Origin of the sequence: Pediococcus sp. AC40 (assembly GCF_030252485.1) — a bacterium.
GTDB lineage: Bacteria > Bacillota > Bacilli > Lactobacillales > Lactobacillaceae > Pediococcus > Pediococcus acidilactici.
Map to the genome: position 1 here is coordinate 1,821,725 of NZ_CP127012.1, position 24,704 is coordinate 1,846,428.

Consider the following 24,704-nt stretch of genomic DNA (forward strand, 5'->3'; position numbering starts at 1 on the left):
GTCCTTTTTTAATAGAAAAGGAGCTTAATTATGTCACTGACAATGGCGATTATTGGATTTGGTAAAAGTGCCAACCGTTACCACATCCCCTACATTAAAGAACGCGACATCAAAATTAAATACATTTACAACCACCGGCGTCACCCGGAAAAAGAGCAAGGATTTTATGATCCTAACACCATCTTTACCGACGACCTTGAGCAGGTTTTAAACGACCCGGAGGTTCAGTTAGTTACGGTTTGTACGCCGCCGGCCACCCACTTTGAATACGGAAAATCTGCGTTAGAACACGGCAAAAATGTTTTAATCGAAAAACCTTTCGTAGCCAACCAAGCCGAGGCTAAAGAACTTTTTGCACTAGCTGATGCCAAAAAATTACTGGCGATGCCTTACCAAAACCGACGTTTCGATAGCGACTACTTGACCCTCAAAAAGGTGATTGAACGCGGCTACGTGGGCCGGCCCTTGTTGCTTGAATCCCATTTTGATAAGTACCGTCCCGATGACAGCCTTCATGAAGGTTCCCAAGTCGATGGCCAATTTTACGGCTTGGGCGTCCACATGCTTGACCAAATTTTGGGGCTTTTTGGCAAACCTCAGACAGTTAACTACGATATTCGGGCAATTCAAAACCCCGCTAGTTCCGTCGATGATTTTTACGAAACGCAGCTATTCTATGGTAATTTTAAGGCGACCGTGGTCAGCAATCCGTTAGCCGCGCGTCCCTACCCTCGTTTCTTACTTCACGGAACTAACGGAACCTACGTTAAGTACGACATTGACCAGCAGGAAAACGACTTAAAGCTTGGCATCATGCCAGGCGACGATCATTTTGGAATTGACGCTCCTAGTCAATTTGGGGTGGTCAAGTATAAAAACCAGAATGGCGATTGGATTGAAAAACAAATTCCTACCATTAATGGAGATTATGGTCGGGTTTACGACTCCATCGCCGCTACCCTTACCAACGGCGACCCCAAATTAGTTTCCAACGAGCAAGCCTTATGGAACATGGAAATTTTAGAGGCGGGGATCGCTGAAAAAGGTCCTCACCTTTATCAAATGAAGTAAATTAAAACCGTTAATGGTTAGGGTAAACTGGAAACTTGCCCGCACCTTAACTGACTTTTCACCCTACTAAACAAAAAGAGCGGGACCAAAGTCGGATAGTTTGCGAACGTTAACTAAAAATCGACCGTGATGAATTTACATCACGATCGATTTTTTAGTTAGGTAGGTTAAACTGTCTTTTGGTACACGTTTTTGACGCCGTTGAAGGCAAACCGCCCCAACAGCTCTTTCTTTAAGAATCTTTTCATCCTTGAAAAGCATTTCTTTAGTTTTTCCGTCTTTTTAATTTTTTCCTCATTAGGCTACTAAAAAGCGCAAAAGTTTTTTACAACCTAATTATTTTACGCAGTAGCTACCTTAAACTGTTCGTTCACATACTTAGCGTACATTGGGTGAGAAGCAACTAACTCTTGATGCGTTCCCGAACCCGTAATTTGCCCATTTTCCACAAAGTAAATTTGGTCGCTGTCCACGATTGTCGACAAACGGTGGGCAATTACTAGCGTAGTGCGCCCCCTCATTAAGTTGGCTAAGGCATCTTGCACCTTCATTTCCGATTCTGAATCCAAACTAGCCGTCGCTTCATCAAGCATTAAAATTTTCGGATTCCGGAGAAACGCCCTGGCAATCGCGATCCGTTGTCGCTGTCCGCCAGAAATTTTTACGCCCCGTTCGCCAACTTCGGTATCCAGTTGGCTAGGCATTTCTTCAACAAATTTCCTTGCATACGCTAAATCTAGCACTTCCCACAGTTGCTCATCCGTAAAGTCATCGTCCAAACCGTACGTAAGGTTATCACGGATTGTCCCCGCCATCATGGCCGAATCTTGGGATACAAATCCAATCTGTTTACGATAATTAGTTAACCGAATGTCTTGAATATTAGTGTTGTTAAACTTAATTTCCCCGTGCGTTGGTTCATAGAAACGTTCTAACAAACTAAAGATGGTTGATTTTCCGCCGCCAGAGGGGCCCGCAAACGCAATCACTTGGTTAGGCTTAGCCTCAAATGAAATGTCTTTTAGGACTTCTTCTTCAGGAGCATCCGCGTAAGCGAAGTCAACGTGTTCCACCGTTAAATCTTTATCAGCCAAATCTAACATTTCACCATGATTGAAGTCTTCCGGTACTTCTTCCAACAATTCTTCAACCCTTCTTGTGGAGCCAGAAGCCTTGGCCATTTCTGAAAATAGCGTTGCAATAATTGGCAATGCCCCAATCAAATTAAACAGGTACATCAAAAAACTCATTAAGGTACCAATTGACATCACCCCAATTGCAATTCGGTGAATTCCATACGCCAAAAGACCAAAGATCATGCTCATAAAAACCATCATCATAATGGGCTGCATCGCCGCATCAAAAACGGCTTCTTTTTTCCCAATTTTAAACAAGCGGTTAATTTCCTTATCAGCGTGTTCTTGAGCTTGGTTTTCCGCATTGGAAATTTTTACCAACCTAATTTCACTGAGCGTTTCGCTAACGATCCCGTTAAATAGTGCTAGCGCGTCTTGCCGTACGTGGCCGACCTTCGTGCCAAATGCCATTACCGGAATCATTAAAATGACCACCACGGGAACGGCAATTACCATTGCTAAGGTCATGTGCCAATCCATCCGAATCATCATGTAGACGGTCCCTACCACGGTAATAATGCTGGCTAGGGTTTGGGGAAAGGTAACCGCCAAAAGCTGTTTAACCTGGTTGGTGTCGTTAACTAACCGACTCGAAATTTCGCCGGCCTTTACGGTATCAAAATAACTAACTTTTAGGAGGGTCAATCTTTCCCACAACGTTTTCCGTAAATTCTGGATGACGTTTTCCCCAAAGATTCCGAGAATCGTCCCGCCAATCGCCGAAAAAATTGCCGAAGCCACAAACAGTAAAACCACTTTGGCTAATAACGAGTAATCCACGCCTTTAGTAAAGTTATTAACTAACGTGGAGGCTAGCTTGGGCACGTAGACTTGGACCCCTGAACTAATTGCTAATAAAATTACCCCCAACACTAAAAGCAGGTACTTAGGGCTAGTTTTCTTAATCAACCCGAAAAACTGTCTAAAATTAAATTTAGTACGATCTTTACGGATCGAATCGTTAAAACGTGCGTTTGCTGCCAATTTTAGCGCCGTCCTTTCTTCCAATCATCAAAACCACCAAAGCCCCTGAAATCGCCGGGACGCATTCTTCCGAAATGGTTATGCCGAAGCATTTGTTCGCGGGCTCTTTCAAAATGCGGGCTCATTTTGCCAAATTGTTCCCAACGGCGATCGTTGCTGAACACTTCACTAAATTTTTCTTTGAATTCATCCTCGTCCATGTTTTCAACCATCCGTTTTAAATAGTCGGCCAAATTGGTTAACTCGTCGTCCGAAAAATCCTTAAACAAGACGTCTTTTAAAGTCCCCCCGATGGATTCGTGAGTTTTTAAGCTTTCGGCTCCTTTATCCGTAATTTTAATGATGGTAACGCGAGAATCACTAGGCGATTTTTCGCGAACCACGGTACCGGCTTGTTCTAATTTTTTAATAATCTGGGTTACGCTGGACGGTTTGATGTCTAAGAATTCTGAGATCCGGCCCGCAGTTACGTTTTCTTCCTTAGCTAGTAGCTTCAAAGTTTCGAACGTGTTATCCGTTTTTTCTTCTATCCGGTTCGCAAAAACCAAAAAAGGTTGGTGAGTGATTTTCATCAAGTTGTCTAAAATTTCATCTTTATGCATTATTAAAGTTCCTCCGTTCAATTTATTTAGTTTACTTTTTATTTAACGAACTAAATAATAAAATCATTTAGTTCGTTTGTCAATATCGAAACTAAATAAATTACGATAAAAAATCAAAACCCAGCCTTACCGGCAGTTAGCCGATAAAACTCAAGTTTTGATTTCGTTAATAATAGTTCCTAACTACGGAGCGCCTATTTAATTTTCAAATCTTGGAGTTGTTCCTCCACGTCGTCAATCTTAGTGTTGACTTGTAATAAAGCCGCTGCGGTATACGCACTTTCGACCAAAGCCGTGTCGTACAGTTTAACTTCTTTAGCGGTCATTTCCATGGCCATCTCTAAATTCATCTTCGCACTGCCTAAATCGTAGAACGCGAGCAGCTTGTCTGCCGCATTGTCGTCAAACGCCTGCATGATGCGTTGTATCTCGGTACCCACTTCACCATTAGCGAGTCCGCCAGCGGTTGTTACCGGAACGTCCTGGGCAACTTGTTTGATTAAGCGCTGTACGCCTTGCGCAATTTCGGCGACGTGCGAAACAATCACAATTCCGTATTCCATTATTTCGCCTCCACTGCTAGTAAAGTCTTCAGTAAGTAACCGGTGGAAACGGCTCCCGGATCTAAATGACCTACCGCGCGTTCACCAAGGTAAGACGCCCGGCCCTTCTTGGCAATCATTGGCTTAGTGCTTTCAACCGCCCGGTCAACATCCTCGGCAGTGAACGTAGCCTTTTCTGAAATTGGCTCCCAGACGTCCACCATTGTTTTTTCGCCCAAAATTGCCTTGCCCCGCTTTTGTACTCCAGCGGTGGCGGCCACCAGGAGCTCGTGTACGTCACCGGTATTAGCCTTCGCCATTTCGATGAAGGCGGTTCCAAACAAAGGACCAGAGGCTCCGCCAACCTTGCTAATCAAACTCATCGCAATCGTTTTAAAAATTGCTGGCAGATCTGGAAAATCCTTCCCATCCAGGGCTTCCATTACAGCATTCATTCCGCGGGCCATGTTATTTCCATGGTCACCATCCCCGATTGGGGTGTCCAATTCACTTAAATAAGCGTGCTGGGCCTGAATCTCCTGATTAAATTTTTCCATCCACTTTTTTACGTCTTCCACTGTTAACAAATCAATCCGCTCCCTTCAACTACCATGCAATCGTGTGAGTTGCATAATTTAATTTATCGACCCAATCGTCCTTAATTTTAAGAATGGTCAATGAAACTCCGGCCATGTCTAGCGAAGTCATGAGGTTCCCGACTTTACTGAACCGGACGCGCAAACCTTCTTCGGCTAACTGATCTAGTACATCATTCATAAAAACGTACTGTTCCATAAGCGGGGTTGCCCCCATGCCATTTACCAATACCGCTACGGCGTCGCCCTTCCGAAACCGGAATTCCGACCTTAACTTTTCAATTAGCTCATTTGCCAATTTCTTAGACGGCTGTAATTTTTCCCGCCGGTAACCTGGCTCACCGTGGATCCCCACTCCGTATTCAATTTCGTCGTCTGCCAAGACAAATCCGGGTTTCCCCACTTCAGGAACCGTCGCACCACTTAAAGCAACCGCCACGGTCTTCAAATTAGGCAATACTGCCGTAGCTAAATCCGCAATTTCATCCAAACTAGCCCCTTGGTCGGCTGCCGCGCCCAAAATTTTATGCATTAAAATAGTGCCGGCAACTCCCCGACGACCTTGCGTATAAGTACTATTTTCTACCGCAACGTCGTCATCGACCACGATCGATTTAACGGGGATCTCTTCCATTTCTGCCATATCTTGCGCCATTTCGAAATTCATCACGTCGCCAGAATAGTTTTTAATCACTAAAAATACGCCAGCACCAGAATTTACTTGCTTAATTGCTTCAAAAATTTGGTCGGGAGTCGGAGAAGTAAAGACCTCGCCACAAACCGCTGCACTTAGCATTCCCGCACCGACAAAGCCAGCGTGCGCGGGTTCGTGCCCACTTCCGCCACCGCTAACGATGCCGACTTTGCCAGCAATTTTAGCCAAATCCGTGCGGTAAACCACCCCGGTTTCTGGAATGCGTTTTAAATAATCTGGATAACTTTTCACCATCCCCTGAAGCATTTCTTCGACAACTTGCTTCGGGTCGTTAATAATTTTTTTCATCATGCCACTCCTTTTCGTTTTCTTTCCTCACAATTAGATTCTAGTTGAAAGCGGATACAATCACAAGTAATCTCCCTCTTAGATTTACCTGAATCGATCTTTTCCTTTATAATGTGGGAGATGATGCTAATTTTTAAAAGGAGTTCGCAAAAATGATTTTAGAACGGAACAACATGTTTAACATTCGTCAAATCAACGACGATTTAGAGCGGGTCATCGGGCCCGAGCACGTTACGGAGCTAAGGAACTTAATGCGTTACTACCGGTTATGCCAATCCGCAGTTAACGAAGTGGGAACCAAGCTGGAAAACCTCGACGGCGAATACGAGAATGAGTACAACCATAATCCCATTCATCACATGGAACAACGGATGAAATCGGTCGACTCCCTCTTTAATAAAATGAAAAAGAAGCATCTACCAAAGACGATTGCCGCGGTAGAAAACAATATTTTTGACATCGGGGGCATTCGAGTAATCACCAACTACATCAGCGACGTCTACACCATCAAGGAAAACCTGATTTCCCAAGACGACGTCACTTTACTCAAAGTGAAAGATTACATTCGGGACCCCAAGCCAAGCGGCTACCGTAGTCTACACCTGGTCGTAAAGGTTCCGGTCTTTTTATCGACCGGTCCCGTGGAAACCCCGGTGGAAATTCAAATCCGTACCGTCGGAATGGATATGTGGGCCAGTTTGGAACACAAGCTGCGTTACAAAACCAACGTTCCTTCCGCAAAGGTGGCGGATTTTGCCGATCGGTTAGTTGACGACGCCAATACGATTTACAAAGTAGAACAAAACTTACAAACTATTTACCGAGAATTATCAGAACCCGGGGTTTTCAAAAATGAAGAATAAGTACCCCGTCACCCGTTATTATGGCGTTCCGTTGGAGCTAGACTCTTCCGGCAATTATCGTTTTAAATCGACCATTAAAATTCACGCTTGGCGAAACGGTAAACATACTCGCGGTCATTTTCAAAAACCTGGCCAATTATTTTTGACCGAAAACAACCAATTAGTGATGATTGTGGCAACGGAAAAGATGAACTTCAGTCAGCGTCATTCGTTAGCACCCATTCAGCGGTTCACCAAGGAGTCGATTGCACCCGACATGCTGGCAACCGCGCAACAAGTTTTCCATGAGGAGGATTAATTATGAAAACCTTAGTGGTGGTCGCCCATCCTAAACTAGCAAGTTCTACCACCCAGCCTTTTTTTAAGGCGGCCGTTGAAGACTTCACCACGGTTACTTGGCATCCGCTCCATGCTGAATTTGACGTAACTCAAGAACAGCAGCTTTTAACCGAACACGATCGGATTATCTTCCAATTTCCGCTCTACTGGTACGGCGCACCGGGCCTTTTAAAAAATTGGCTTGATCAAGTTCTGACCGTGCGTTTTGCCACCGGAAATCGTTATGCGTTAGCTGATAAAGAACTGGGTTTAGTGGTTACCGCAGGCGAAGCAGCTGCTGATTTCCAAGCCGGGGGAGCCGAACAGTATACGATGTCTGAACTAATGCGCCCGTTTGAAGCGCTCGCCCATAAGTTACGGATGCGTTATCTGCCGGTGTTGGCCGTTCATCAATTTCTCTACTTGACTCCAGAAGCCCAGCAACGGCTCCTCGTTCGTTACCAACAGTACGTAAACAATCCTAATTTTGAACATTTTGCCGGTCAGGTGGCTTGGTTTAGCGACCAGCTGCGGCACCAAATCGCTAAAGCAGACTCTGCCTCCGCCGCCCTAAACCAAGTCTTAGAGAGCTTAGAAAATCGGCAAAGCGAGCTCGATGACCTGGCGTGGAACCTGTCCATGTTAAAAAAGGAGGAGGATTCCTAATGGATCAAACCGAAACCGCATGGCTATTGGAACAAGCTCGCCAGCTTGCCCAACAAGCAACCACTTACCAACAAAAAGCCTTCTACGTAGCATTGGGCGACCTCATCCGGGAACAACAAAAACGGGCCGACCAACTCGAAAACGAGCTCGACGGCCGGATGTGGGAACACTAATCCACTAAAAAAGACCTAACCGAAATCCCCCCATAGGTTTCAGTTAGGTCTTTTTTAAAATTTTAGTGCTTGTCGTCACGTTGCTGACGATCCTTGTTGTTCTTTTCAGCCCATTCTTCACGGGTTAGCACGTCTTTAACGTTAAGTTTGATTTCTGATACTTCCATGTTGGTGATTTCCTTAACTGCAGAAGTAATCTTATCAATCATCTTGTCAAAGATTGCTTGGGCGTTCTTCCCGTATTCAAGGATGGCATCCATCTTTAAGGAAACGGAATGGTTTTCGTCGTCAACGTCAACGTTAACTCCCGTAGTTGGATCGTCGCCCTTAGAAATTCGATCAGTTACTTTTTCAAAAATATTACCTTCAAGACTTAAAACACCGTCTACTCCGTTAGCAGTTTTGCCAGCAATTTTTGCTAAAACTTCGTCGTCAAACGTTAATTTAGTTTCTGGTTTTGCCATCTTGTTTTCTGATTTTGCGATTTTATTTTCCATGTGTGATTGCTCCCTTCGCGTGAATAGTTACTTAGCTTCTGGACGAGGTGCTAAGTCTGAATTAGGTTTACGATTGTTTTGTTCTTTCCACTCTTTCTTACTTAGTACATCACTTACGTGGAAATTCAATTCAATGACCTTCAAACCGGTCAAACGTTCAACTTCCTCGCTAATTACGTCGCATACTTGAGTAAAAATTTCTCGAATATCGTAACCGTATTCCACCTTAGCATTCATCTCTAGCGATACCTGTTTTTCGCCAACTTCAGCTTTGATTCCTTGAGTTGGATCTACCTTGTTACGAATCTTGTCGGTGATGTTGTCAAAGAATCCACCGTCAAATGAGAGAATCCCATCGACTTTACGAGAAGCTAGTCCCGCAATTTTTTCGATTACCCCTTCGTCAAATGACAAACTAGTTTGCGCGATTCTTGGTTTATCCATGGTTCAACGCCTCCTTAAATTTGCGACGATTCTTCCAAACAAACCATAAGCTTGATACCACCATTAGACCCATTAATGATCTTAATGGTTTATTCTTATCTGTTTTCTTGGCCATTGACAAAACCTCCTTAGCTTTGCTTGCGATCCATGTTCAAGGCTGACATTACTTCTGAAATCAATTGTGATAGCAGGCTTCTGCCGTACTTACCGAGTAAGAACCCGATTAAGGCAAGTAAACCAACTAATACCGCGCTACCAAAGCCAATCGTGACCCAGATAATGCCGAAAATCATTGCGATGATTGCTCCTAAAACTTCACTTTTCATTTGCCATCCCGCCTTTCTAAACGACCTTCAGTGACTTCTTCGAGTGTTGCCGCGGAATGATTTGGACTTTAACATCGCTCTTCATTCCTAGGTGGCGTTGCACACTCTCTTGTACTGAACGTTGAATATCTCGTGCATTGACCCGGTAGTTGTCATTGGACAAATCTTCCACGCTGACTTTTGCTTGCAAGTGATCCTTGCTGCGAACCCGCACCTTGGTATCAATGTTACCTACGTGATGGTCTTCAGCAACTGCCTTATTAATAATTTGTTCCATGGATTTCTTTGGAACGGTCAAGTTACCATGTCCATCCTGCAACTTCAAATCTTTCTCACTTGTCCGACTCATTAATGCAATCCCGAGCATTACTAACGCAAACAAGGCAACCAGTATGCTAAAGACAATTGCGATAACTTCCATTACCTGTGCGTTAGACGTCCTCAACGTTTCAAAGAAATCGGTTAGATACGGAATGTAAACTTCCGTTGCGATAAACCATAAAGTTAGAAGCAACGTGATTACTGCCATCAAACTCAATAAAGATTTACTGGTTCGATTCATGAAATCACCCCTAACCCTTCTTGCGCATGCCGAAGATTATCGAGACAATCACTACTAAAATTACCGCACCGAGGATTGACGGAATCAATGCCATTCCGGCTAAGGAAGGTCCCCATGAACCTAGTAAGCTTTGTCCTAACCAAGCTCCGACTAAACCAGCAACAATGTTACCAAGCCAGCCTGCTGGTAAATCACGACTTGTAAGTGCCCCGGCGATTGCACCGATGATACCACCAATAATTAATGACCAAATCCATCCCAACATAACAAACACTCCTCTCGTAATCTAAAGATTGACCAACGAACCCGTTGTTCATTGGTTCACCATTAAGATAGCATAGGTGGATACGCTTCAACAAAGAATATGCTTATGGAATTAATTACTTATTTGTAAGGGTGGATAGTAATATAGGAAGACTTCCAGAGGGTGCCATCATCCAGGAAAGTCTCGCAGATTAGCCAAAATACAGCATTAAGCGCGCGGTTAGGCGGTTGATGCCGAATTTTGGTTAACCGGAAGGCGCTAGATTACTTCACACATTTCGGTAGTCCGTTTAGCAAAACCTGCTACCTAAACGTGGGATAGCGATTGAGGTGCAAAATTGGCTAACTACAAGAAACTGGAACCAAAAAACAAAAAAGCCCCTCAAGAATTTTTAGTCCACTCTTGAGAAGCTTTTAAATTGTTATTCATTCTTAGTCGCACCTAAATGTGTGACGCGGATCGGTTTGCTTCACTTACTTAAGGGTACGCCAACCATCTTAAAATACAAATGGTGAGAAGCCTGAGTAGTGTTCTTCGCCGCTGCGCTCCATCCGGTCGTGGTCGATTGCTCGTGATTGGAAAATTTTGAAAATCCCATAATCTTTAAGCGGTAGCCAATCTTCATTAGATGCATTGTCCAGCCGCTCTAAACGATGCAGATCATTAATCGTAATTTTGTAGTTTTGTTCCAGCGGGTTGTGGGCATGGAGCACCCAAAACTTTTTAATTATTGGCATAATATGTCGTTGGTGCGCATACTGACACATTAACTCGTCGTTTTCCACCCGGTACTTAGAAGCAATTTTGCCCATCGTGGGTAAGTCGACAAAGCTATAATCTAGAAAAGGAAAATCCGCCATTATTTGCAAATGATTTTGTTGACAATAGTCGTAAATGTCGTCATTTAACGACATTGGAAAATACCCCGTCTTAAAAATCATCGGGGCAACCGAGACTTTTTTCCTAAGTTTTTCAACCTGTTCAATACTAAAGTTAGCCACGCCTAGTGCGCCTATACATCCTTTTTCATACAACTTTTCTAAAGAATGCCACAGCTCGGTCATTAACTCATCATCGTTACCAAATACCGCTTGATCAAGCAATAAAGCGTCAAAATAATCAAACTTCATTGTTTGGAAAGCATCTTCAATGGCTTCCTCAAACGAGGGCTTGTCATTAACTTTTTTCGCAAAATTAACCGTAATATAAAGATTTTTACGTTTTAGTTTAGGTTGTCGGTACATTTTTAAAGTTACCGCAATATCGCCATGCGGTTCCTTAGTCATCGGAAAATGGGCATAAGGGTCCTCATTGTCATCGTCAGTGTCCTTAATCTCTTCATAAAAATGACGGTAACCTGACCAAAGCGCATCATGAAGCCGACTAACCCCTAACGCCGTACTAATTATTTGTTTTGGTAGTTTAGTTCCGTTCACTAGCTCAGTTAATGCCATAAGTGACACCTTCCTCTAATTTGGATGTGATTATTTTATAAACGCGTAAGCGGTTTCTCATTAGAAAACCAGTCAATCTAAAAAGGCGCTATCGAGCACCACCGCCAAATTTAACCACTTTTATATCCACTTTAGCGTTCTTTGACATCATACTAACACTTAATACACTGAATAGCAACATTTAGAATGAACCCCGTTAAATATTTTGTATATTTATATTGGTACACCGCAATCATTTTCGAGGTTTAGCTAACCCAACTATCCCAGCAGCTAAAATCAAGGCTCCACCAACTAAGTTAAGGGATCCGCCCACGATTTCCAAAACACTGCTAGTTTTAAAAAATTTATTTTTTTTCATATCTTAAACCCCTTTCTGTTACCCAAGCATAACAGTTATAAATCAGCTTTACTATTGCCAAAGAGTTGTTTTAAACTAAGTATATAACTTTTAGAAATTAGGTGACAATCGTGATAAAAATGATTGCGACAGATATGGATCAAACCTTTCTCAATAACCAAAATACTTATAATAAAGACCGGTTTAAAGAACTATTTAATGAAATGCAACGACAAAAAATTCATTTTGTAGCGGCTAGCGGTTCTCAGCATGAACGTTTGCGGGCCTTATTTACCCCGTACGCCAACCAAATGGATTTTATCTCCCAAAACGGTTCAATTATTTACTCTGGCGACCAACTCTTAGACGTGGAGCAACTTCCCGTCCCGTTAGTTCAACAAACCATTGACACTATTTTTGAAAACTTTAACGATGATGAAGTAATGATCAATGTTTGCGGGTTAACTAGTTCATATATTGATCAAACCACCCCGCAAGAGATCGTCGACTTTTTGCATCAATTTTATAAAGAAATTCGCCTAGTAAAGAATTTACGTAATTTTGCGCAAACCGGCATTACAGACCCCGTTGTGAAAATTGCGGTTAGTTTTGCGGATAGTGCGGATTTGCCAGGTAAAGTTCAAAATCTGCGTCAAAAACTAGATCCCCAACTGACTAGCTTAAGCTCGGGGTTCAATACCGAGTTAATCGGATTTAGCCACGTTGATAAAGCGAGCGCTCTAAAGCATCTAATGGCTAATTATCGGGTGACTCCCGCAGAATTAGTTACGTTTGGCGATAACGAAAACGACCTTAAAATGCTTCAAATGACCCCAAATGGTTACGCAATGAAAAGCGGATATCCCATTGTGAAAGAAGTTACCCAACACCAGACTCGTTTTGATAATGACCATGATGGTGTTTTAGACGTGATTGAAAGCTTACTATAAGTTTTCAAGTAGCGTGAAAGCATTGTCTTAAGCGGAGTAAAACACCTTTGAGTGCACCTTACTCTTCTGTATAAAAGCCATAAACCAAATTCTTAAGGTTGCGAACCAACTTGCAAACGTCAGTTGGTTCCGTTTAACCCAAAATCGACTATTATGCCCAATTTAGACATAATAGTCGATTTTTTAGTTACTGTTTATAAACTACCTGGCTTGTGCTCCCACTCTCGTATTTTCATCTACTATTCTTCAATAAATAAGCCGTCCGTAGCCATGCCAGCAGCTTAGCCTGCATTTAACGCTTAATCTTGCATGCTTTCCACTATTCTTTGGTAGGCCACCACGGGGTCAGCCGCTTTAGTAATTGGCCTGCCGACTACCAAAGCAGAGCTTCCTGCCTTTTGGGCTTCCGCGGGCGTCATCACCCGCTGCTGGTCGTCCTTCTTTGCGTCGGGCATCCTAATACCTGGAGTGGCGTACAAAAAATCTGCCGGGAGGACCGGTTTTAGTTGGGCAACTTCGTGCGGTGAACAAATCACCCCGTCTGCACCCGCATTTTCAGCAAGTTGGGCTAATTTTTGAACCTGTTCATTCATTTTCAAGGGCACATTTTGCTCTTCTTGCAACTGGCGCTCCGAAATTGACGTGAGTTCCGTTACCGCTAATAGCTTAGGGACGGGAACCTTCGCTGCCCGAGCGCCTGCCATTAATCCACGCTTAGCCGCCTGAATCATTGGTTTTCCACCTGACGCATGGATCGTAGTGTATTGAATTCCTAACTTTCCTAATTGAAACATAGATTTTTCCACCGTGTTAGGAATATCATGCAATTTTAAATCTAAAAAAACAGCGTGTCCCTTTTGACGCAGGTTCCGTACAATTTGAGGCCCCTGTCCATAAAACAACTCCATTCCAATTTTCACAGTTAACTTAAGATGTGACGGAAATTGTTTTAAAAAGCTTTGCAATTCTCCTACACTTTCAAAATCCAACGCAATCATTACCGGTGTTTTCATTATGATGGCTCCTTACTGAACCGCTCCACCAAAGGCCAAAGTAGTTAAGGCACCGCTGTACCTTAAATGCACATCTTTATTTTGATGTAAACTTGCTTATCAACCTCACAGAATTGATTTAAAGCGATTCGTTAATTTTTTCTTAATCCTACGAGCTTCCCTCCCTAAAGTCAAGGGTGGTAAAATGGTTAAAACGCTATTTAAGGAGAGCTTATGCAGAAAAATATTGTCCGTGACCAAAATTTCTTATCCCAAAAGTCAGTTCCTGCAACTCGGGCTGATTTACCCACGGCTTTGGATCTTGTGGATACTTTAGCAGCCAATGCCGATCGGGCAGTTGGTTTAGCCGCCAACATGATTGGGGTTAAAAAACAAATTATTGCCGTATCCATCGGCGTGATGAATATTGCCATGCTGAATCCTAAATTAACCAAAAAAAGCCATCCTTATCAAGCTAAGGAAGGCTGTCTTTCATTAACTGGCGAACGGTCAACCACTCGTTACAAAGAAATTGAGGTTCAATACCAAGATTTGAACTTCAAAAAACAGACCCAGCATTTTAGTGGCTGGATCGCTGAAATCATCCAACACGAAATCGACCACTGTGCTGGAATTTTAATTTAACCTTCGGAAATATTATTAATCGGCTTCATTAAAATTAAATCGCGTTGTTCCGATTTTCCTAACTGAAAACGGTGGTCCCCAACTTGTTTAAAGCCCTGCATTTGGTAAAAATGCTGGGCTTTTTTATTATTCTCCCAAACTCCTAGCCAAATTTGAGTTTTATGAGCTGCGTAAGCAAGTTGTTCAGCTTGCTTAATTAAGCAAGTGCCTACGCCTCTGCGTTGAAAAGACGGTCGTACATAAATCCGTTCCACTTCCAAAACTTGCGCTCCCATCGGTTCAGATTGTGCATCCCCAACGTTGGTTTTCAAGTATCCGGCAATTTCATCATCAATTTTTGCAAAAAAGAATTGCGATTCTGGATTCAATAATTCCCGACGAAGTTGATCAACATTATACGCTCGTTGATAATGCTGCTGTAAATCTGCTTCCGCATTGTAGGGTCCAAAAGTCGCGCCAAAGGTTTCAATGCTTATCCTGCGTAAGTTGGCTAGATCTCGTTCTCGAATCGGTTGAACTTCAATTGTCATTCAATTTCACCTCAATAATCGCGATGGTTTCCGTTCTTAACGTAATGCCAGTCAGCATTAACGTTTTTTTCCACCCGAAGTAATAAATTACGAACCTGTTTAACTTCTTCTTCAGAGAGACCTTGCAAGGCGGTTACGTTAGAATACTCGTTTTCCCGCTTGATAATGGGGTAAACGGACCGCCCCTTTTCGGTTGGGTAAAGGCGTTTAATTTTTTGGTTATCTGCCGTAAATTGGCGACTAATCAATCCTTGATCTTCTAATTTACGCAACGCTCGGGCTGCCGTGGTCCGGTCAACTCGCAGAAGTTCAGCTAATTCTCCTTGAATAATGCCTGGATTTTCACAAACTCGGGCAAGGTACAAAAATTGCCCCTTGGTAAGGTTGATTTCTTTGAATTCCACGTTAGCAATTGAGTCTAATTCGCGTGCAATTGAACCAATAACTCGCAAAATGTCTTCCATTCCGTATTCCTCTCCACGATGTATTATTTACGTAGTGCCCGCACGATTTGACCTTCAATTAATTTCAAATCATCCGTTTCATTCCCGTTATGAGCAAAGCTTATTGTAAAAAGCAAACCGCCAGCTGCCCAATAATCGTCCACACAGTTGAAGCACTCTAATTGTGCCATCCCTTGCAAATAAATCCAGTGCAATCAATCGGGAACTTCGCTTCTCTTTTGCCAGAGCTTGTTGTTAAAGCCATTTTTATAATTTTCAAATACTCTTCCGTACATTTTTATGCCTTCCAATAACGGCGTAGCTCGATAATAATTAACAAAGTCAATACTACTAGAAATTCTAGTAATATACCAAGGTTCTCCACCTAATTTTGGCAAATTGGGCCTGACATCATCCTGGAATCTTAGTAATACTTAAACCCAAGATTACTCGAATATTAATTTCTAAATTACTGTCGTTCAATAATTGTAATTTGCTAAAGCTTTTCACCATTATCGTTTAAGCAACCACTTTTTATAGCATATTATGTAACCAAATATGCATTTTACTGCCAATTTAATACCTTCAACTGTAAAACGCAATCGTATTTAACTTCAATTGAAGTTAAAATACACTTAATAACTAAATACTGCTTGCTAATCCCCTTACGTAATTAGATATAAATAAGCATGGAGGTGAGTTTTAATGGCTAATTATTCCACTGGTGAACTAGCCAAAAAAGTAGGGGTAAGTATCCGCACGGTTCAGTATTACGACCGGCGACAACTGCTTTCCCCTGCTAAACTTTCAGAAGCGGGTCGACGTGTTTATACCGACCATGAATTAGAACAATTAGAATTAATTACTTTCTTGAAATCGCTCGGACTTTCTTTGAATAATATTAAGGAGCTTTTAAACAGCCCGAATTTTGACGAAGTGCTCCAAACTTTGCTTAACCAAGAAGAACTAAAATTAAAGCAAAAGATTAAACAACAAGAGGATACTTTAAAAACGATTGGTGAAATTAAACACTGGTTAACTGATCAAATTCCCATCACGCCTAATTCCTTTATTGGTATCGAGGAAAGCATTCGTCGGCGACGTAGTTTAACCAGGAAACGAAGCGCGTTGTTTGTTTTCGGGGGCCTAATTGATATTTTAGAAATATTGGCAATTTGGTATGGCATTTCCAGTAGTAACTGGTGGGCGGTGGTGGCCGCTTTTTGCCCCATTATAGTTGCGGTGGCAATTGCCGTATACGCATACTACCGCTCGGTTGAATACGTCTGCCCGCAATGCGAAGCATACTTCAAACCAGCGTTTGGCGAATTTTTCTGGGCAAAACATTCACCAAAGACCCGTTGGTTAGGATGCCCCAACTGTGACTATGAGGGTTATTGCGTGGAAATATAGCACATTCCGAATCCCGGGTAACTCTCGAGGATCAATTAAAAAAGAACGTTAATCGCGGATTATGCGATTAGCGTTCTTTTTTGGTTAACCAATGGAGACTAGGGGCTGGAGTTTATTTTAGCTGTACTAATCTAGTTTTTGCCCACCAGTAAAAAGCACGTCTCAAGATGGATTAGCATTCTTGAAACGTGATTTTAAATTGATTGTCCTTAATTAGGTTTAAAAATTAATCTATACTACTTTATTAATCAAAAATCTTCTTAACTAGCCCAAATGCTGACCAAGCCTTTGGCCAACCCGCGTAAAATGCGAGGTGGGTAACTAATTCCACCATTTCATCTTTAGTTACGCCATTGGTCTTAGCCATTTTCATATGTGCTTCCAATTGAGGGAATGCTCCTTGAGTTAGTAAACTCGCGCAAGTAATCATACTCCGGTCCCGCGCCGAAAGCTGACTTTCACGCGACCATACTTCTCCAAATAATACGTCATCATTAAGTTCTGCAAATTTTGGTGCTAAGTCGCCTAACTGTTCACGTCCAGCCGTTTGTTTTTTTGCCATTCTATTCATCCTCCTCAACTGCTGCGTACTGTTCATCACTTACGGGTTCCAACCATTCTGGGGTCCCCGCAGTAATTGCAATATGTTCAAACCAACTGTCCTTGGTTGCACCATGCCAATGTTTGATACCATCATGGGTGACCACTACATCGCCTGGTTCAAGATGTTGGGCAGGCGCACCTTCTTCTTGGTACCAACCTTCTCCGCCAGTTACCAATAAGATTTGAAAGCCATTGTGATGGATATGCCAATTATTCCGGCATCCCGGTTCGAAAGTTACGTTACCTACTCCCACGTTAACTGCCGAATCAGCCACCAAATTTTGTAGGTAACTTTGTCCGGTAAAAAATTGAGCATATGCCTCGTTTTTTGCCCCTATGGGAAAAATCACTCCATTTTTGACTTCTTCATTTTTCATTCTTAAATTCCTCCTAAATTAAGTTTAATTGTTTTAACCAATGTGATATCGCCGTCGTTGCCTGTTGCACACGCGATCCACGAATTGCTAATCCAGGTTCTAATTTTGTTAACGGTAAGATTTGACGCAGTTCATTTTCGCTATTGCCCATTCCGCTACCTTCGTTGGTACAAAATGGGTACGTTACTTGGGGCGGATTCTTCAATTGCTGTAAAAAGTTTTTTACTACGTTGGGGATGGTTCCAAACCATATTGGGTATCCGATCAATAACCGATCGTTAACTTCTATTTCATGAGGTTTAGCGATTGCTGGTAACCGCCCCGTCTGCCGTTCCACCCGTATTTTTTCAACTAATTCTTCATATTCCTGCGGATAAAACTCTTCTGGAACTATCCGAACTGGGCTTTCTCCTAAAACTTGTGCAATTTGTTCTGCTAAAAATTGGGTATTTCCCACATCTTGTTGAACTGGGCGCCCGTTAATCCAGTGCTCACCAACGTGCGAAAAATAGATAACTGTCATCGTCTCCTCCTAAAAAAGCTGTAACTTTATCAACAACGATAATGCTACAGCCATTTTTAATATACGTAAAACGCTTATAATTTATACCACTATGCCTTGAAGGCATCTCTAAAGTAATCAATGAACTGATTTACCACTGGTGAATGCCTTCGTTCTTTTCGCCAAACCAGTACGCAATTGGTTTTTATTTCCGGATCTAATGGCAAAAATTTAATTCCATCAGGATTGGTCTGTGAGATTGCTCCTTCAATTCCAAAAGCATGTCCGACTTGTCGCTTAACTAGTGCTAGAATATTGAAACTTAAATTAAAGTTCCCTACAATTCGCAATTGGTTATAAGCAATGCCACTCCATTCAGCAAGCAACTGCTGGACTTCTGGCCGCCTCGCAATGAATAATGGCATCCCCCATAAATCTGTTGGATGAATAGCTTTTTTTCGCGCCAAAAACGAGTCTTTTGCTACGAGAAGCCCCCACCTTTCAGTATGTGGAAGGGTGATTTCGCCATATTTTCCAGTTTCAATTGGTTTCAATAGTATTGCTACGTCTAATAGCCCTTTATCTAATCGTGTAGTGATGTCATCACTAGTACCACTGTAGATGGTGAACGTCACTTGGGGATAATCCTGAACAAAATCTTCTAAAATTAAAGCTAAGGTATCCGAATTATCCGCCTCCACGCACCCAATGGCTACGTGACCACTAAATAACTGTTTCCGTCGATTTTCAAACTCGCGACTAGTTTGTTGGGTTAGTTGCAAAATTTCTTCCGCCCGAGTCTTTAAAAATAGTCCTGCTTCAGTTAATTGTAATTTACGGCGTCCGCGAATAAATAAAGCAGTACCCAGTTCATTTTCTAACTCCCTTAGTTGGCGGCTAAGAGTTGGTTGTGTGATGTGCAGGATTTCTGCAGCCCCAGAAATGGTACCTTCCTCAGCAATTGTCCAAAAATATTTAAGCGTACGAATTTCCATATTCTTCCCCAATCATTTATAAAATTGAAGTTCAACACGTTTATTTTAACTTAATTTAACTTCAATAAGTACTGCCATTTCAACCATAACCAACTAATAAGCCAAGGATCGGTTCAAGCAGAACCTAAAGGTATTGGATACATCGCAGGTGCTTTGCCTGGACTCCAAACGTACATGTTCCGCTTAACCTAAAAGCGACCATCACGCCTAAATTTGGCATAATGGTCGCCTTTCAGTGAGTGTTTATAAACCACCCAACTTTTGACATAATTTCCCCTAGTTCGTGAAATTTAACGGTCAAAAACGACGCTGTCACCTGACTTTTTTTCGCGATCGGCACCAATAAAACGCAAATCTGTCCCAATTTGACCCAAGAAATCCATTAACGCCGGATTTAGACCTAATTCGTCTAGTGCGTCCGGATCCACCTGGTAACGAATGGCGGCTTCGTGACCCCGCGCAACTTTTTCAACCCATTGCGGTTCGCGCAGCGATTCACGGCCCAAAGCGACGAAGTCAATCCCCTCGTCCATCACCTTTTCCGCGTCAGCTGGCGTTTCTACCGAACCAACTCCGATGATTGGTAAGCGATTATGCACTTGTTTTTTAATACGCAAAATGGTGGGCCGTTTTTCACTGTCGTCGTTTAATGACTTTCGCCATACGTTTCCCATCGAAACGTGAAGATAATCCAGGGGTTGGTCAGCCAATTCGTCGATAAATTGCAGAGTATCCGCTAGGCGAATCCCAGGCTCTTCTATCTCTTCTGGTGAAATACGATAGCCTAACATAAAGTGGTCTCCAGCATATTTGGCAACCGCACGGTGTGCAGCCTGAACGACTGCCAACCCAAAGTTCATCCGTTTTTCTACCGAGCCACCCCAGTGATCCGTGCGCCGGTTGGAATGCGGTGAGAAAAATTGTTGAATCAAATACGTATTGGCACCGTGAATTTCGACCCCGTCGAACCCCGCTTGAATTGCTCGTCGGGTAGCTTCGCCAAAGGCTTTGATAATTTGCTCAATTTCAATTTCTGACAATTCTCGAGGAGTTTCCATTCCTTCTCGCGGAGCAGCTACTGCACTTGCGCTAACCGGTTGGGTGCCCCGTAAAACTTTGCTGTTTGACATCCGTCCGGCATGAAAAATCTGCAGAATTGCCTTAGTGCCGCCCTTTTTCATGGTTGCGGCTAGTTTAGCCAATCCTGGAATGAAGCGGTCGTCCGCTACCGAAAGTTCGCCTTCAAACCCTTTTCCATCACCCGTGACGTTAGCAACTGGACTAATAAACATGCCCACTCCTCCAGCACGCAATCCTGCGTAGAATAGGTCGTCTCGCGAAACTGACCCGTCTTCTAAACTAGATTGGATGGTCATTGGCGGAATCACCACTCGATTTTTGACTTGTGCCCCATTTTTAAACGTGTATGGCTGTAAAAACTTGTAGCTCACCATTTTTTCGCTTCCTTTCTAAAAATCCCTTACACTTACGAGTATACTAGGAAAACGATTCCAATCAACCGAAAAAACTTATCCTACTAAAACTAATTGCTTATACATAAAAAATTACAATCCACCTGACACTACAAAAAAGCTCCTCAAGCATTTTCATCCTTGAGGAGCTTTATCTAAATTAGTTGCACTTTAGCTTAATTTAATTGAATTAAATCATTACCGTAATGGTTGCTGCTACTAGAATTAGTACTAAACCAGCAATCGTAACGGCCATTTCTTTTGGCGTCTTTTTTTGACCTAAGAACCATATTCCGGTTAAGGTTGCCAAAACTACTGACGTTTGTGACAAGATGAAACCAGTTGCCAAACCATTCATGTTTGGTTGTGCCGAAATCAAGTAAGTCAACGCTGCAAAGGCAAAGAAAAAGCCCGAAATGATTTGTTTATAAGAAACTGCTTCAGTTAAGGCCGATTTTTCGCCCTTCATCGAAAGGAAGACGGCGTAGACAACGCCCACAATTACCATCCCAATCGCTTGTGGCAAGAAAGCGTGCATTCCGTCAACTGGAGTTGCTTGAGGCGCTGCCGAATATACCCAGTATCCGATTTCCCCGACTGCTAACCAACCCACTGCTTGGGTAATTAACTTGGAATTTTCCTTTGTTTTGTGTTCCGACCAAACCGTCAAGGAAGCACCAAAAATAATCATGATTAAGGCGATTCCACCAACGATTTTAGCCGTGATTCCTGGCCAGTTTCCTAAGGCGATCACGCCCCATAACGAAGCTCCCAAGAGTTGAAACGCCGTAGTAATTGGCATTGCACGTGATGAACCAATCATTGCAAAACTCTTAAATGTAATAATTTCAGCACTTGCCCAACCAATTCCAGAAGCGATGGTTAAAACTAAGTTCCAACCGGTAGGTAAGCTTAGGCCGTTCACCATTGCGACTATCAACGCAAAAATGAAAGTACCAAAAGCGGTCCCGACAATCTGGTCAACCGGACGACCGCCGATTTTAGATGCTAGGGTAGGAAACAGTCCCCACCCAATCAACGGTCCAAGACCGATTAAAATTGCTGTTGCATTCATACTTTTTCCCCCTTAAATAAAGAGGCTGGGAACATTGCTTCCGCAGCCTCGGTTAATTCCTATGGCGTTGACCAAACATATTAATAATACGCCTTCAATAGGCCAATGGAAATCTTTTATCGTAGTTAATATTGACCATCTAACTGCTCAATCCCCTTAAGGGTAATTAAAATACTACGCCACTTTCCAAAATGATATTTGAATAAGGCGTCATTTCTCCCGTCCGAATGAACGCGCGACAGTTGTTTAAGTCTTGCTTCATTTCTGAGTGTGGAATGAAAGTAACCGGCACGTTAGGCATTATTTCTTGAATGCTTTCCAACATCTTAGGATTTTCGGTCTTGATTTCTTCCGCTAAGTAAATTCGTTGTACTTCTAATTCTTCTAAAACATTCAAAAGTACTTGAGTAAAGCTTGGAATTCCATTATCAACTGCTAAGTCGATTTTTTCGGTTCCTGCTGGTACTGGCATACCCGCGTCACCAATGCTTAACTTATCGAAGTGACCCATTTGGGCAATTACCCGAGAAATATCTGAATTGATTACTTTTGTTTTTTTCATTTTTCCGCACTCCTTCGTTAATTTAATTCTTTCTTATATGGAATCGATGGTTGCGCACCAAAGCGTTGCACCGTCAATGATGACGCCTTATTACCGTAAAGGATTGCGTCTTTAAGATTGCTAAAGTCTGGATTCAAAACCGTGCTCATGGCACCAATGAAAGTATCTCCGGCTGAAGTAGTGTCGACGGCCTTCACCTTAAATGCGGGAACGATCCCGGTTTCACCATTAACGCTGTAGAAAGTTCCCTTACTACCAATGGTGATTAACACGGCCTTAATTCCTTGGTCATGCAAAGCTTTAGCAGCCTTCACCATGCTAGCTTCGTCAGTGACTTCAATTCCAGTGAGGATTTCAGTTTCCGTTTCGTTAGGAATAATCATATCCGTTACGGCTAGCAAATCATCCGGAACCTTTTCAATTGCGGGAGCCGGATTCAAAATTGTTTTTACACCCGCTTCGTGAGCGATTTCAAAAGCCTTAGTAGTTGCTTCTAACCCAGTTTCAAATTGAGCAATAACGAAATCACTATTTTTAATCACGTCTGCTTTAGATGCTACGTAATCCGGAGTAAAGGCCATGTTTGCACCGGCATGAAGCATAATTTCATTTTCACCAGCGTCGTCAACCACAATGTATGCTTGACCAGTTGCCTGATTGTCCAAAGTAGTAACTCCACTAAGGTCAATGTCTTCATGTTCTAGTAAATCTAACATTGCCCGGCCAGCATCATCGTTTCCTACTGCACCAATAAAATTGGTTTTTGCTTCGGAACGCTTAGCTGCCACCGCTTGGTTTGCGCCCTTGCCGCCACCAGCGGAGAAGATTTCTTTTGTATGCATCGTTTCTCCAGGTTTGGGCATTTGCTTAACCCGAATTGTGCGATCTAAATTAATACTTCCAATAATCGTTACCGTACTCAACTTGTTTTCCTCCTGAGTTTAAAAAATTGCCATTTATTTTAGGTAAAACGTTTTACTAAACAAAAAAATAAAAATGTCTTCCGCATGAAAACGTTTTAAAGACATAATAGAAATATAGCACAACACTTAAATTAATTCAAACGGGCAGTGGAAAATCGTTTTACTAATTGAACCGGCAACAACTCTTCTTCCCATTGTTTGTTAGGCTTTTCGATTCGGTCAATTAACATTTTTGCCGTAGTTTGCCCTAATTCAAAAATTGGCTGCGCAATCGTAGTTAACTGGGGGACCACGTATTCGCACATATCAATGTTATCGTACCCAATTACGCTGTAATCTTCAGGAATCCGGCACCCCTGATCAGCCAGCCCGAGGTATAACCCTAAGGCAATTTGATCGTTTACCGCAAAAATCGCCGTCGCGGGCGAATTAATTACCGCTTGGGCCGCTTTACGTCCGCTCTTTTTGGATAGCTCGGCGTCTACGCGAACAATCTCGTCTTCCCCAAATACCGTTTGGAAGCCGCGAAGTCGGTTTTGAATATTTTCCGTGGCGTTTTCAGGCATTACAACGGCGACTTGCCGGTGACCTAAATCCCATAAATGCTGGGCCGCTTGTTGTCCACCAGAAAAATCGTCGGTGAGAACCGCGTCGCTGATTCCCTCCGACTTTTTTTGGTCTAAAACGATAAAAGGAAATTTTTCGCCGCGCAGAATTTTTTGAATTGCCTCGTTAGAAATTGACGAGCTAGCAATGATAAACCCATCGACTCCCCGGTGGGTAAGTTCCGTCAAATAACGGTCTTCCTTGCCCTGGTCCATATCCGCGTTGCAAAGCATCGTCATGAAATCATATTGGTATAATACGTTTTCAATCCCGCGAACTAAGCTGTTGAAAAAGGGATTAGTAATGTCCGGAACCAACACCCCGATCATCTTACTTTTCTTCATAATCATCCGCTGCGCAAAGTAATCTGGTTCGTAACCCAGTTTTTCTTTAGCGCGTTGAATACGTTTGATCGTTCTTGGAGAGAAACGAGAGCCGTTCCCATTTAAAGATTGGGAAACCGTAGTAACAGAAACCCCGGCAGCTTTGGCAACGTCTTTGATCGTAACTTTCTTTTTATTCATTATGTCAACCACACCTAATTGATAAATTATTTTAAGGAATAGTGTACACTAAAAAAAGCAAGCGTGTGCAAATCTCTTTGGAAGATTTTTCGGTCTCATAGAATTAATAATTAATTATTCACCCGAAAAATCAGCTGTTCCGTTGGCTTTATCAAGCTGACAAAAGCATTTTTACTGCACGATTCCTTAGTTACGGAAACTAAAAAAACAGGCTGTCAGAAATTCCTGACAGCCCGCTTATAAAACTAATTTT

General features: G+C 42.6%; 34 protein-coding genes. 8 read left to right on the plus strand and 26 right to left on the minus strand.

Annotated features, from left to right (window positions below):
* The first annotated feature begins 30 nt into the window (after positions 1-30).
* Positions 31-1,071: an oxidoreductase gene (locus NL111_RS08950; protein WP_128688536.1), complete on the plus strand. Its 1,041-nt coding sequence runs from the start codon at positions 31-33 to the stop codon at positions 1,069-1,071.
* Positions 1,072-1,412: 341 nt separating this feature from the next.
* On the opposite strand, the gene NL111_RS08955 is transcribed toward NL111_RS08950, so the two are convergent.
* The 5 genes from NL111_RS08955 to dhaK form a co-directional block, all read right to left on the minus strand.
* The gene (locus NL111_RS08955) at positions 1,413-3,191 is read right to left on the minus strand and encodes an ABC transporter ATP-binding protein (RefSeq protein ID WP_285110182.1); all 1,779 of its coding nucleotides are present in this window, start codon (positions 3,189-3,191) and stop codon (positions 1,413-1,415) included.
* A gap of 2 nt (positions 3,192-3,193) precedes the next feature.
* Positions 3,194-3,793, minus strand: a complete 600-nt coding sequence (locus NL111_RS08960; protein ID WP_058120943.1) for a MarR family winged helix-turn-helix transcriptional regulator — start codon at positions 3,791-3,793, stop codon at positions 3,194-3,196.
* Between the two features lie 194 nt (positions 3,794-3,987).
* Entirely contained in the window at positions 3,988-4,356 is a 369-nt protein-coding gene (gene dhaM, locus NL111_RS08965; RefSeq protein ID WP_024862880.1) for a dihydroxyacetone kinase phosphoryl donor subunit DhaM, read from the minus strand.
* Positions 4,356-4,922: a dihydroxyacetone kinase subunit DhaL gene (gene dhaL / locus NL111_RS08970; protein WP_024862879.1), complete on the minus strand. Its 567-nt coding sequence runs from the start codon at positions 4,920-4,922 to the stop codon at positions 4,356-4,358. Before dhaL ends, dhaM begins: the two co-directional genes overlap by 1 nt.
* Before the next feature lie 19 nt (positions 4,923-4,941).
* Positions 4,942-5,934: a dihydroxyacetone kinase subunit DhaK gene (gene dhaK / locus NL111_RS08975; RefSeq protein WP_002832498.1), complete on the minus strand. Its 993-nt coding sequence runs from the start codon at positions 5,932-5,934 to the stop codon at positions 4,942-4,944.
* A 152-nt stretch (positions 5,935-6,086) separates the two neighbouring features.
* Here dhaK and NL111_RS08980 point away from each other — a divergent pair, with 152 nt between their 5' ends.
* Genes NL111_RS08980 through NL111_RS08995 form a run of 4 tightly spaced genes read left to right on the plus strand, consistent with a single transcriptional unit; the run spans position 6,087 to position 7,954 of the window.
* Positions 6,087-6,797: a GTP pyrophosphokinase gene (locus NL111_RS08980; protein ID WP_005918298.1), complete on the plus strand. Its 711-nt coding sequence runs from the start codon at positions 6,087-6,089 to the stop codon at positions 6,795-6,797.
* Positions 6,787-7,095, plus strand: coding sequence for a DUF7671 family protein (locus NL111_RS08985; RefSeq protein WP_002829592.1), 309 nt, complete (start codon positions 6,787-6,789; stop codon positions 7,093-7,095). The genes NL111_RS08980 and NL111_RS08985 overlap by 11 nt, the downstream gene beginning before the upstream one ends.
* Positions 7,096-7,097: 2 nt before the next feature.
* Positions 7,098-7,781, plus strand: a complete 684-nt coding sequence (locus NL111_RS08990) for an NAD(P)H-dependent oxidoreductase (RefSeq protein WP_004166247.1) — start codon at positions 7,098-7,100, stop codon at positions 7,779-7,781.
* On the plus strand, positions 7,781-7,954 hold the full coding sequence (locus NL111_RS08995; protein ID WP_002832503.1) for a hypothetical protein: 174 nt from the start codon (positions 7,781-7,783) through the stop codon (positions 7,952-7,954). The genes NL111_RS08990 and NL111_RS08995 overlap by 1 nt, the downstream gene beginning before the upstream one ends.
* A 62-nt stretch (positions 7,955-8,016) precedes the next feature.
* Here the strand turns inward: NL111_RS08995 and NL111_RS09000 are convergent, their stop codons facing one another.
* The 8 genes from NL111_RS09000 to NL111_RS09035 form a co-directional block, all read right to left on the minus strand.
* The gene (locus NL111_RS09000; protein WP_002829589.1) at positions 8,017-8,451 is read right to left on the minus strand and encodes an Asp23/Gls24 family envelope stress response protein; all 435 of its coding nucleotides are present in this window, start codon (positions 8,449-8,451) and stop codon (positions 8,017-8,019) included.
* A 27-nt stretch (positions 8,452-8,478) separates the two neighbouring features.
* On the minus strand, positions 8,479-8,895 hold the full coding sequence (locus NL111_RS09005; protein ID WP_002832504.1) for an Asp23/Gls24 family envelope stress response protein: 417 nt from the start codon (positions 8,893-8,895) through the stop codon (positions 8,479-8,481).
* Complete coding sequence (locus NL111_RS09010) at positions 8,888-9,010, minus strand: hypothetical protein (RefSeq protein ID WP_002832505.1); 123 nt, start codon at positions 9,008-9,010, stop codon at positions 8,888-8,890. Before NL111_RS09010 ends, NL111_RS09005 begins: the two co-directional genes overlap by 8 nt.
* 13 nt (positions 9,011-9,023) lie before the next feature.
* Entirely contained in the window at positions 9,024-9,221 is a 198-nt protein-coding gene (locus tag NL111_RS09015; protein ID WP_002829587.1) for a DUF2273 domain-containing protein, read from the minus strand.
* Between the two features lie 16 nt (positions 9,222-9,237).
* A complete protein-coding gene (gene amaP, locus NL111_RS09020) occupies positions 9,238-9,783 on the minus strand; it encodes an alkaline shock response membrane anchor protein AmaP (protein ID WP_002829585.1) in 546 nt (181 codons plus the stop codon).
* A 10-nt stretch (positions 9,784-9,793) separates the two neighbouring features.
* Positions 9,794-10,048, minus strand: a complete 255-nt coding sequence (locus NL111_RS09025; RefSeq protein ID WP_002829584.1) for a GlsB/YeaQ/YmgE family stress response membrane protein — start codon at positions 10,046-10,048, stop codon at positions 9,794-9,796.
* 497 nt (positions 10,049-10,545) lie between these two features.
* Entirely contained in the window at positions 10,546-11,502 is a 957-nt protein-coding gene (locus tag NL111_RS09030; protein ID WP_024862877.1) for an aldo/keto reductase, read from the minus strand.
* 232 nt (positions 11,503-11,734) lie between these two features.
* Positions 11,735-11,860 carry a hypothetical protein gene (locus tag NL111_RS09035; protein ID WP_004166252.1) on the minus strand — a complete coding sequence of 42 codons (126 nt, stop codon included), beginning with the start codon at positions 11,858-11,860 and terminating at the stop codon, positions 11,735-11,737.
* Between the two features lie 119 nt (positions 11,861-11,979).
* Between NL111_RS09035 and NL111_RS09040 the strand changes: the two genes are divergently transcribed.
* Positions 11,980-12,789, plus strand: coding sequence for an HAD-IIB family hydrolase (locus tag NL111_RS09040; RefSeq protein WP_002832507.1), 810 nt, complete (start codon positions 11,980-11,982; stop codon positions 12,787-12,789).
* A gap of 299 nt (positions 12,790-13,088) precedes the next feature.
* Here NL111_RS09040 and pyrF read toward each other — a convergent pair whose 3' ends face one another.
* Positions 13,089-13,802: an orotidine-5'-phosphate decarboxylase gene (gene pyrF, locus NL111_RS09045; RefSeq protein WP_285110183.1), complete on the minus strand. Its 714-nt coding sequence runs from the start codon at positions 13,800-13,802 to the stop codon at positions 13,089-13,091.
* 213 nt (positions 13,803-14,015) lie between these two features.
* On the opposite strand from pyrF, the gene NL111_RS09050 reads away from it, so the two are divergent.
* The gene (locus tag NL111_RS09050) at positions 14,016-14,426 is read left to right on the plus strand and encodes a peptide deformylase (RefSeq protein WP_004166255.1); all 411 of its coding nucleotides are present in this window, start codon (positions 14,016-14,018) and stop codon (positions 14,424-14,426) included.
* Here NL111_RS09050 and NL111_RS09055 read toward each other — a convergent pair.
* From NL111_RS09055 to NL111_RS09065, 3 genes are read right to left on the minus strand one after another with little or no spacing between them, the layout of a single operon-like run.
* The gene (locus NL111_RS09055; RefSeq protein ID WP_285110184.1) at positions 14,423-14,956 is read right to left on the minus strand and encodes a GNAT family N-acetyltransferase; all 534 of its coding nucleotides are present in this window, start codon (positions 14,954-14,956) and stop codon (positions 14,423-14,425) included. The two genes, NL111_RS09050 and NL111_RS09055, sit on opposite strands and share 4 nt — an antisense overlap.
* Before the next feature lie 11 nt (positions 14,957-14,967).
* Positions 14,968-15,420, minus strand: coding sequence for a MarR family winged helix-turn-helix transcriptional regulator (locus NL111_RS09060; RefSeq protein ID WP_063504479.1), 453 nt, complete (start codon positions 15,418-15,420; stop codon positions 14,968-14,970).
* A 23-nt stretch (positions 15,421-15,443) separates the two neighbouring features.
* On the minus strand, positions 15,444-15,590 hold the full coding sequence (locus NL111_RS09065) for a hypothetical protein (RefSeq protein ID WP_226890109.1): 147 nt from the start codon (positions 15,588-15,590) through the stop codon (positions 15,444-15,446).
* Between the two features lie 514 nt (positions 15,591-16,104).
* Here NL111_RS09065 and NL111_RS09070 point away from each other — a divergent pair.
* A complete protein-coding gene (locus tag NL111_RS09070) occupies positions 16,105-16,812 on the plus strand; it encodes a MerR family transcriptional regulator (protein ID WP_285110185.1) in 708 nt (235 codons plus the stop codon).
* A gap of 244 nt (positions 16,813-17,056) precedes the next feature.
* Here the strand turns inward: NL111_RS09070 and NL111_RS09075 are convergent, their stop codons facing one another.
* From NL111_RS09075 to rbsR, 9 genes are all read right to left on the minus strand, one after another.
* The gene (locus NL111_RS09075; protein ID WP_002829574.1) at positions 17,057-17,374 is read right to left on the minus strand and encodes a carboxymuconolactone decarboxylase family protein; all 318 of its coding nucleotides are present in this window, start codon (positions 17,372-17,374) and stop codon (positions 17,057-17,059) included.
* Between the two features lies 1 nt (position 17,375).
* On the minus strand, positions 17,376-17,792 hold the full coding sequence (locus tag NL111_RS09080) for a cupin domain-containing protein (protein ID WP_002829573.1): 417 nt from the start codon (positions 17,790-17,792) through the stop codon (positions 17,376-17,378).
* Positions 17,793-17,805: 13 nt separating this feature from the next.
* A complete protein-coding gene (locus NL111_RS09085) occupies positions 17,806-18,315 on the minus strand; it encodes a flavodoxin (RefSeq protein WP_002832511.1) in 510 nt (169 codons plus the stop codon).
* An 89-nt stretch (positions 18,316-18,404) separates the two neighbouring features.
* Positions 18,405-19,289: a LysR family transcriptional regulator gene (locus NL111_RS09090; RefSeq protein WP_285110186.1), complete on the minus strand. Its 885-nt coding sequence runs from the start codon at positions 19,287-19,289 to the stop codon at positions 18,405-18,407.
* Between the two features lie 290 nt (positions 19,290-19,579).
* On the minus strand, positions 19,580-20,743 hold the full coding sequence (locus NL111_RS09095; protein WP_002832513.1) for an NADH-dependent flavin oxidoreductase: 1,164 nt from the start codon (positions 20,741-20,743) through the stop codon (positions 19,580-19,582).
* A gap of 208 nt (positions 20,744-20,951) precedes the next feature.
* Complete coding sequence (rbsU, locus tag NL111_RS09100) at positions 20,952-21,836, minus strand: ribose/proton symporter RbsU (protein ID WP_004166265.1); 885 nt, start codon at positions 21,834-21,836, stop codon at positions 20,952-20,954.
* A gap of 166 nt (positions 21,837-22,002) precedes the next feature.
* Entirely contained in the window at positions 22,003-22,398 is a 396-nt protein-coding gene (gene rbsD / locus NL111_RS09105) for a D-ribose pyranase (RefSeq protein ID WP_002829567.1), read from the minus strand.
* 17 nt (positions 22,399-22,415) lie between these two features.
* Entirely contained in the window at positions 22,416-23,321 is a 906-nt protein-coding gene (rbsK, locus tag NL111_RS09110) for a ribokinase (protein ID WP_002829566.1), read from the minus strand.
* Positions 23,322-23,452: 131 nt separating this feature from the next.
* Positions 23,453-24,451 carry a ribose utilization transcriptional repressor RbsR gene (gene rbsR, locus NL111_RS09115; protein ID WP_002829565.1) on the minus strand — a complete coding sequence of 333 codons (999 nt, stop codon included), beginning with the start codon at positions 24,449-24,451 and terminating at the stop codon, positions 23,453-23,455.
* Positions 24,452-24,704 lie beyond the last annotated feature (253 nt).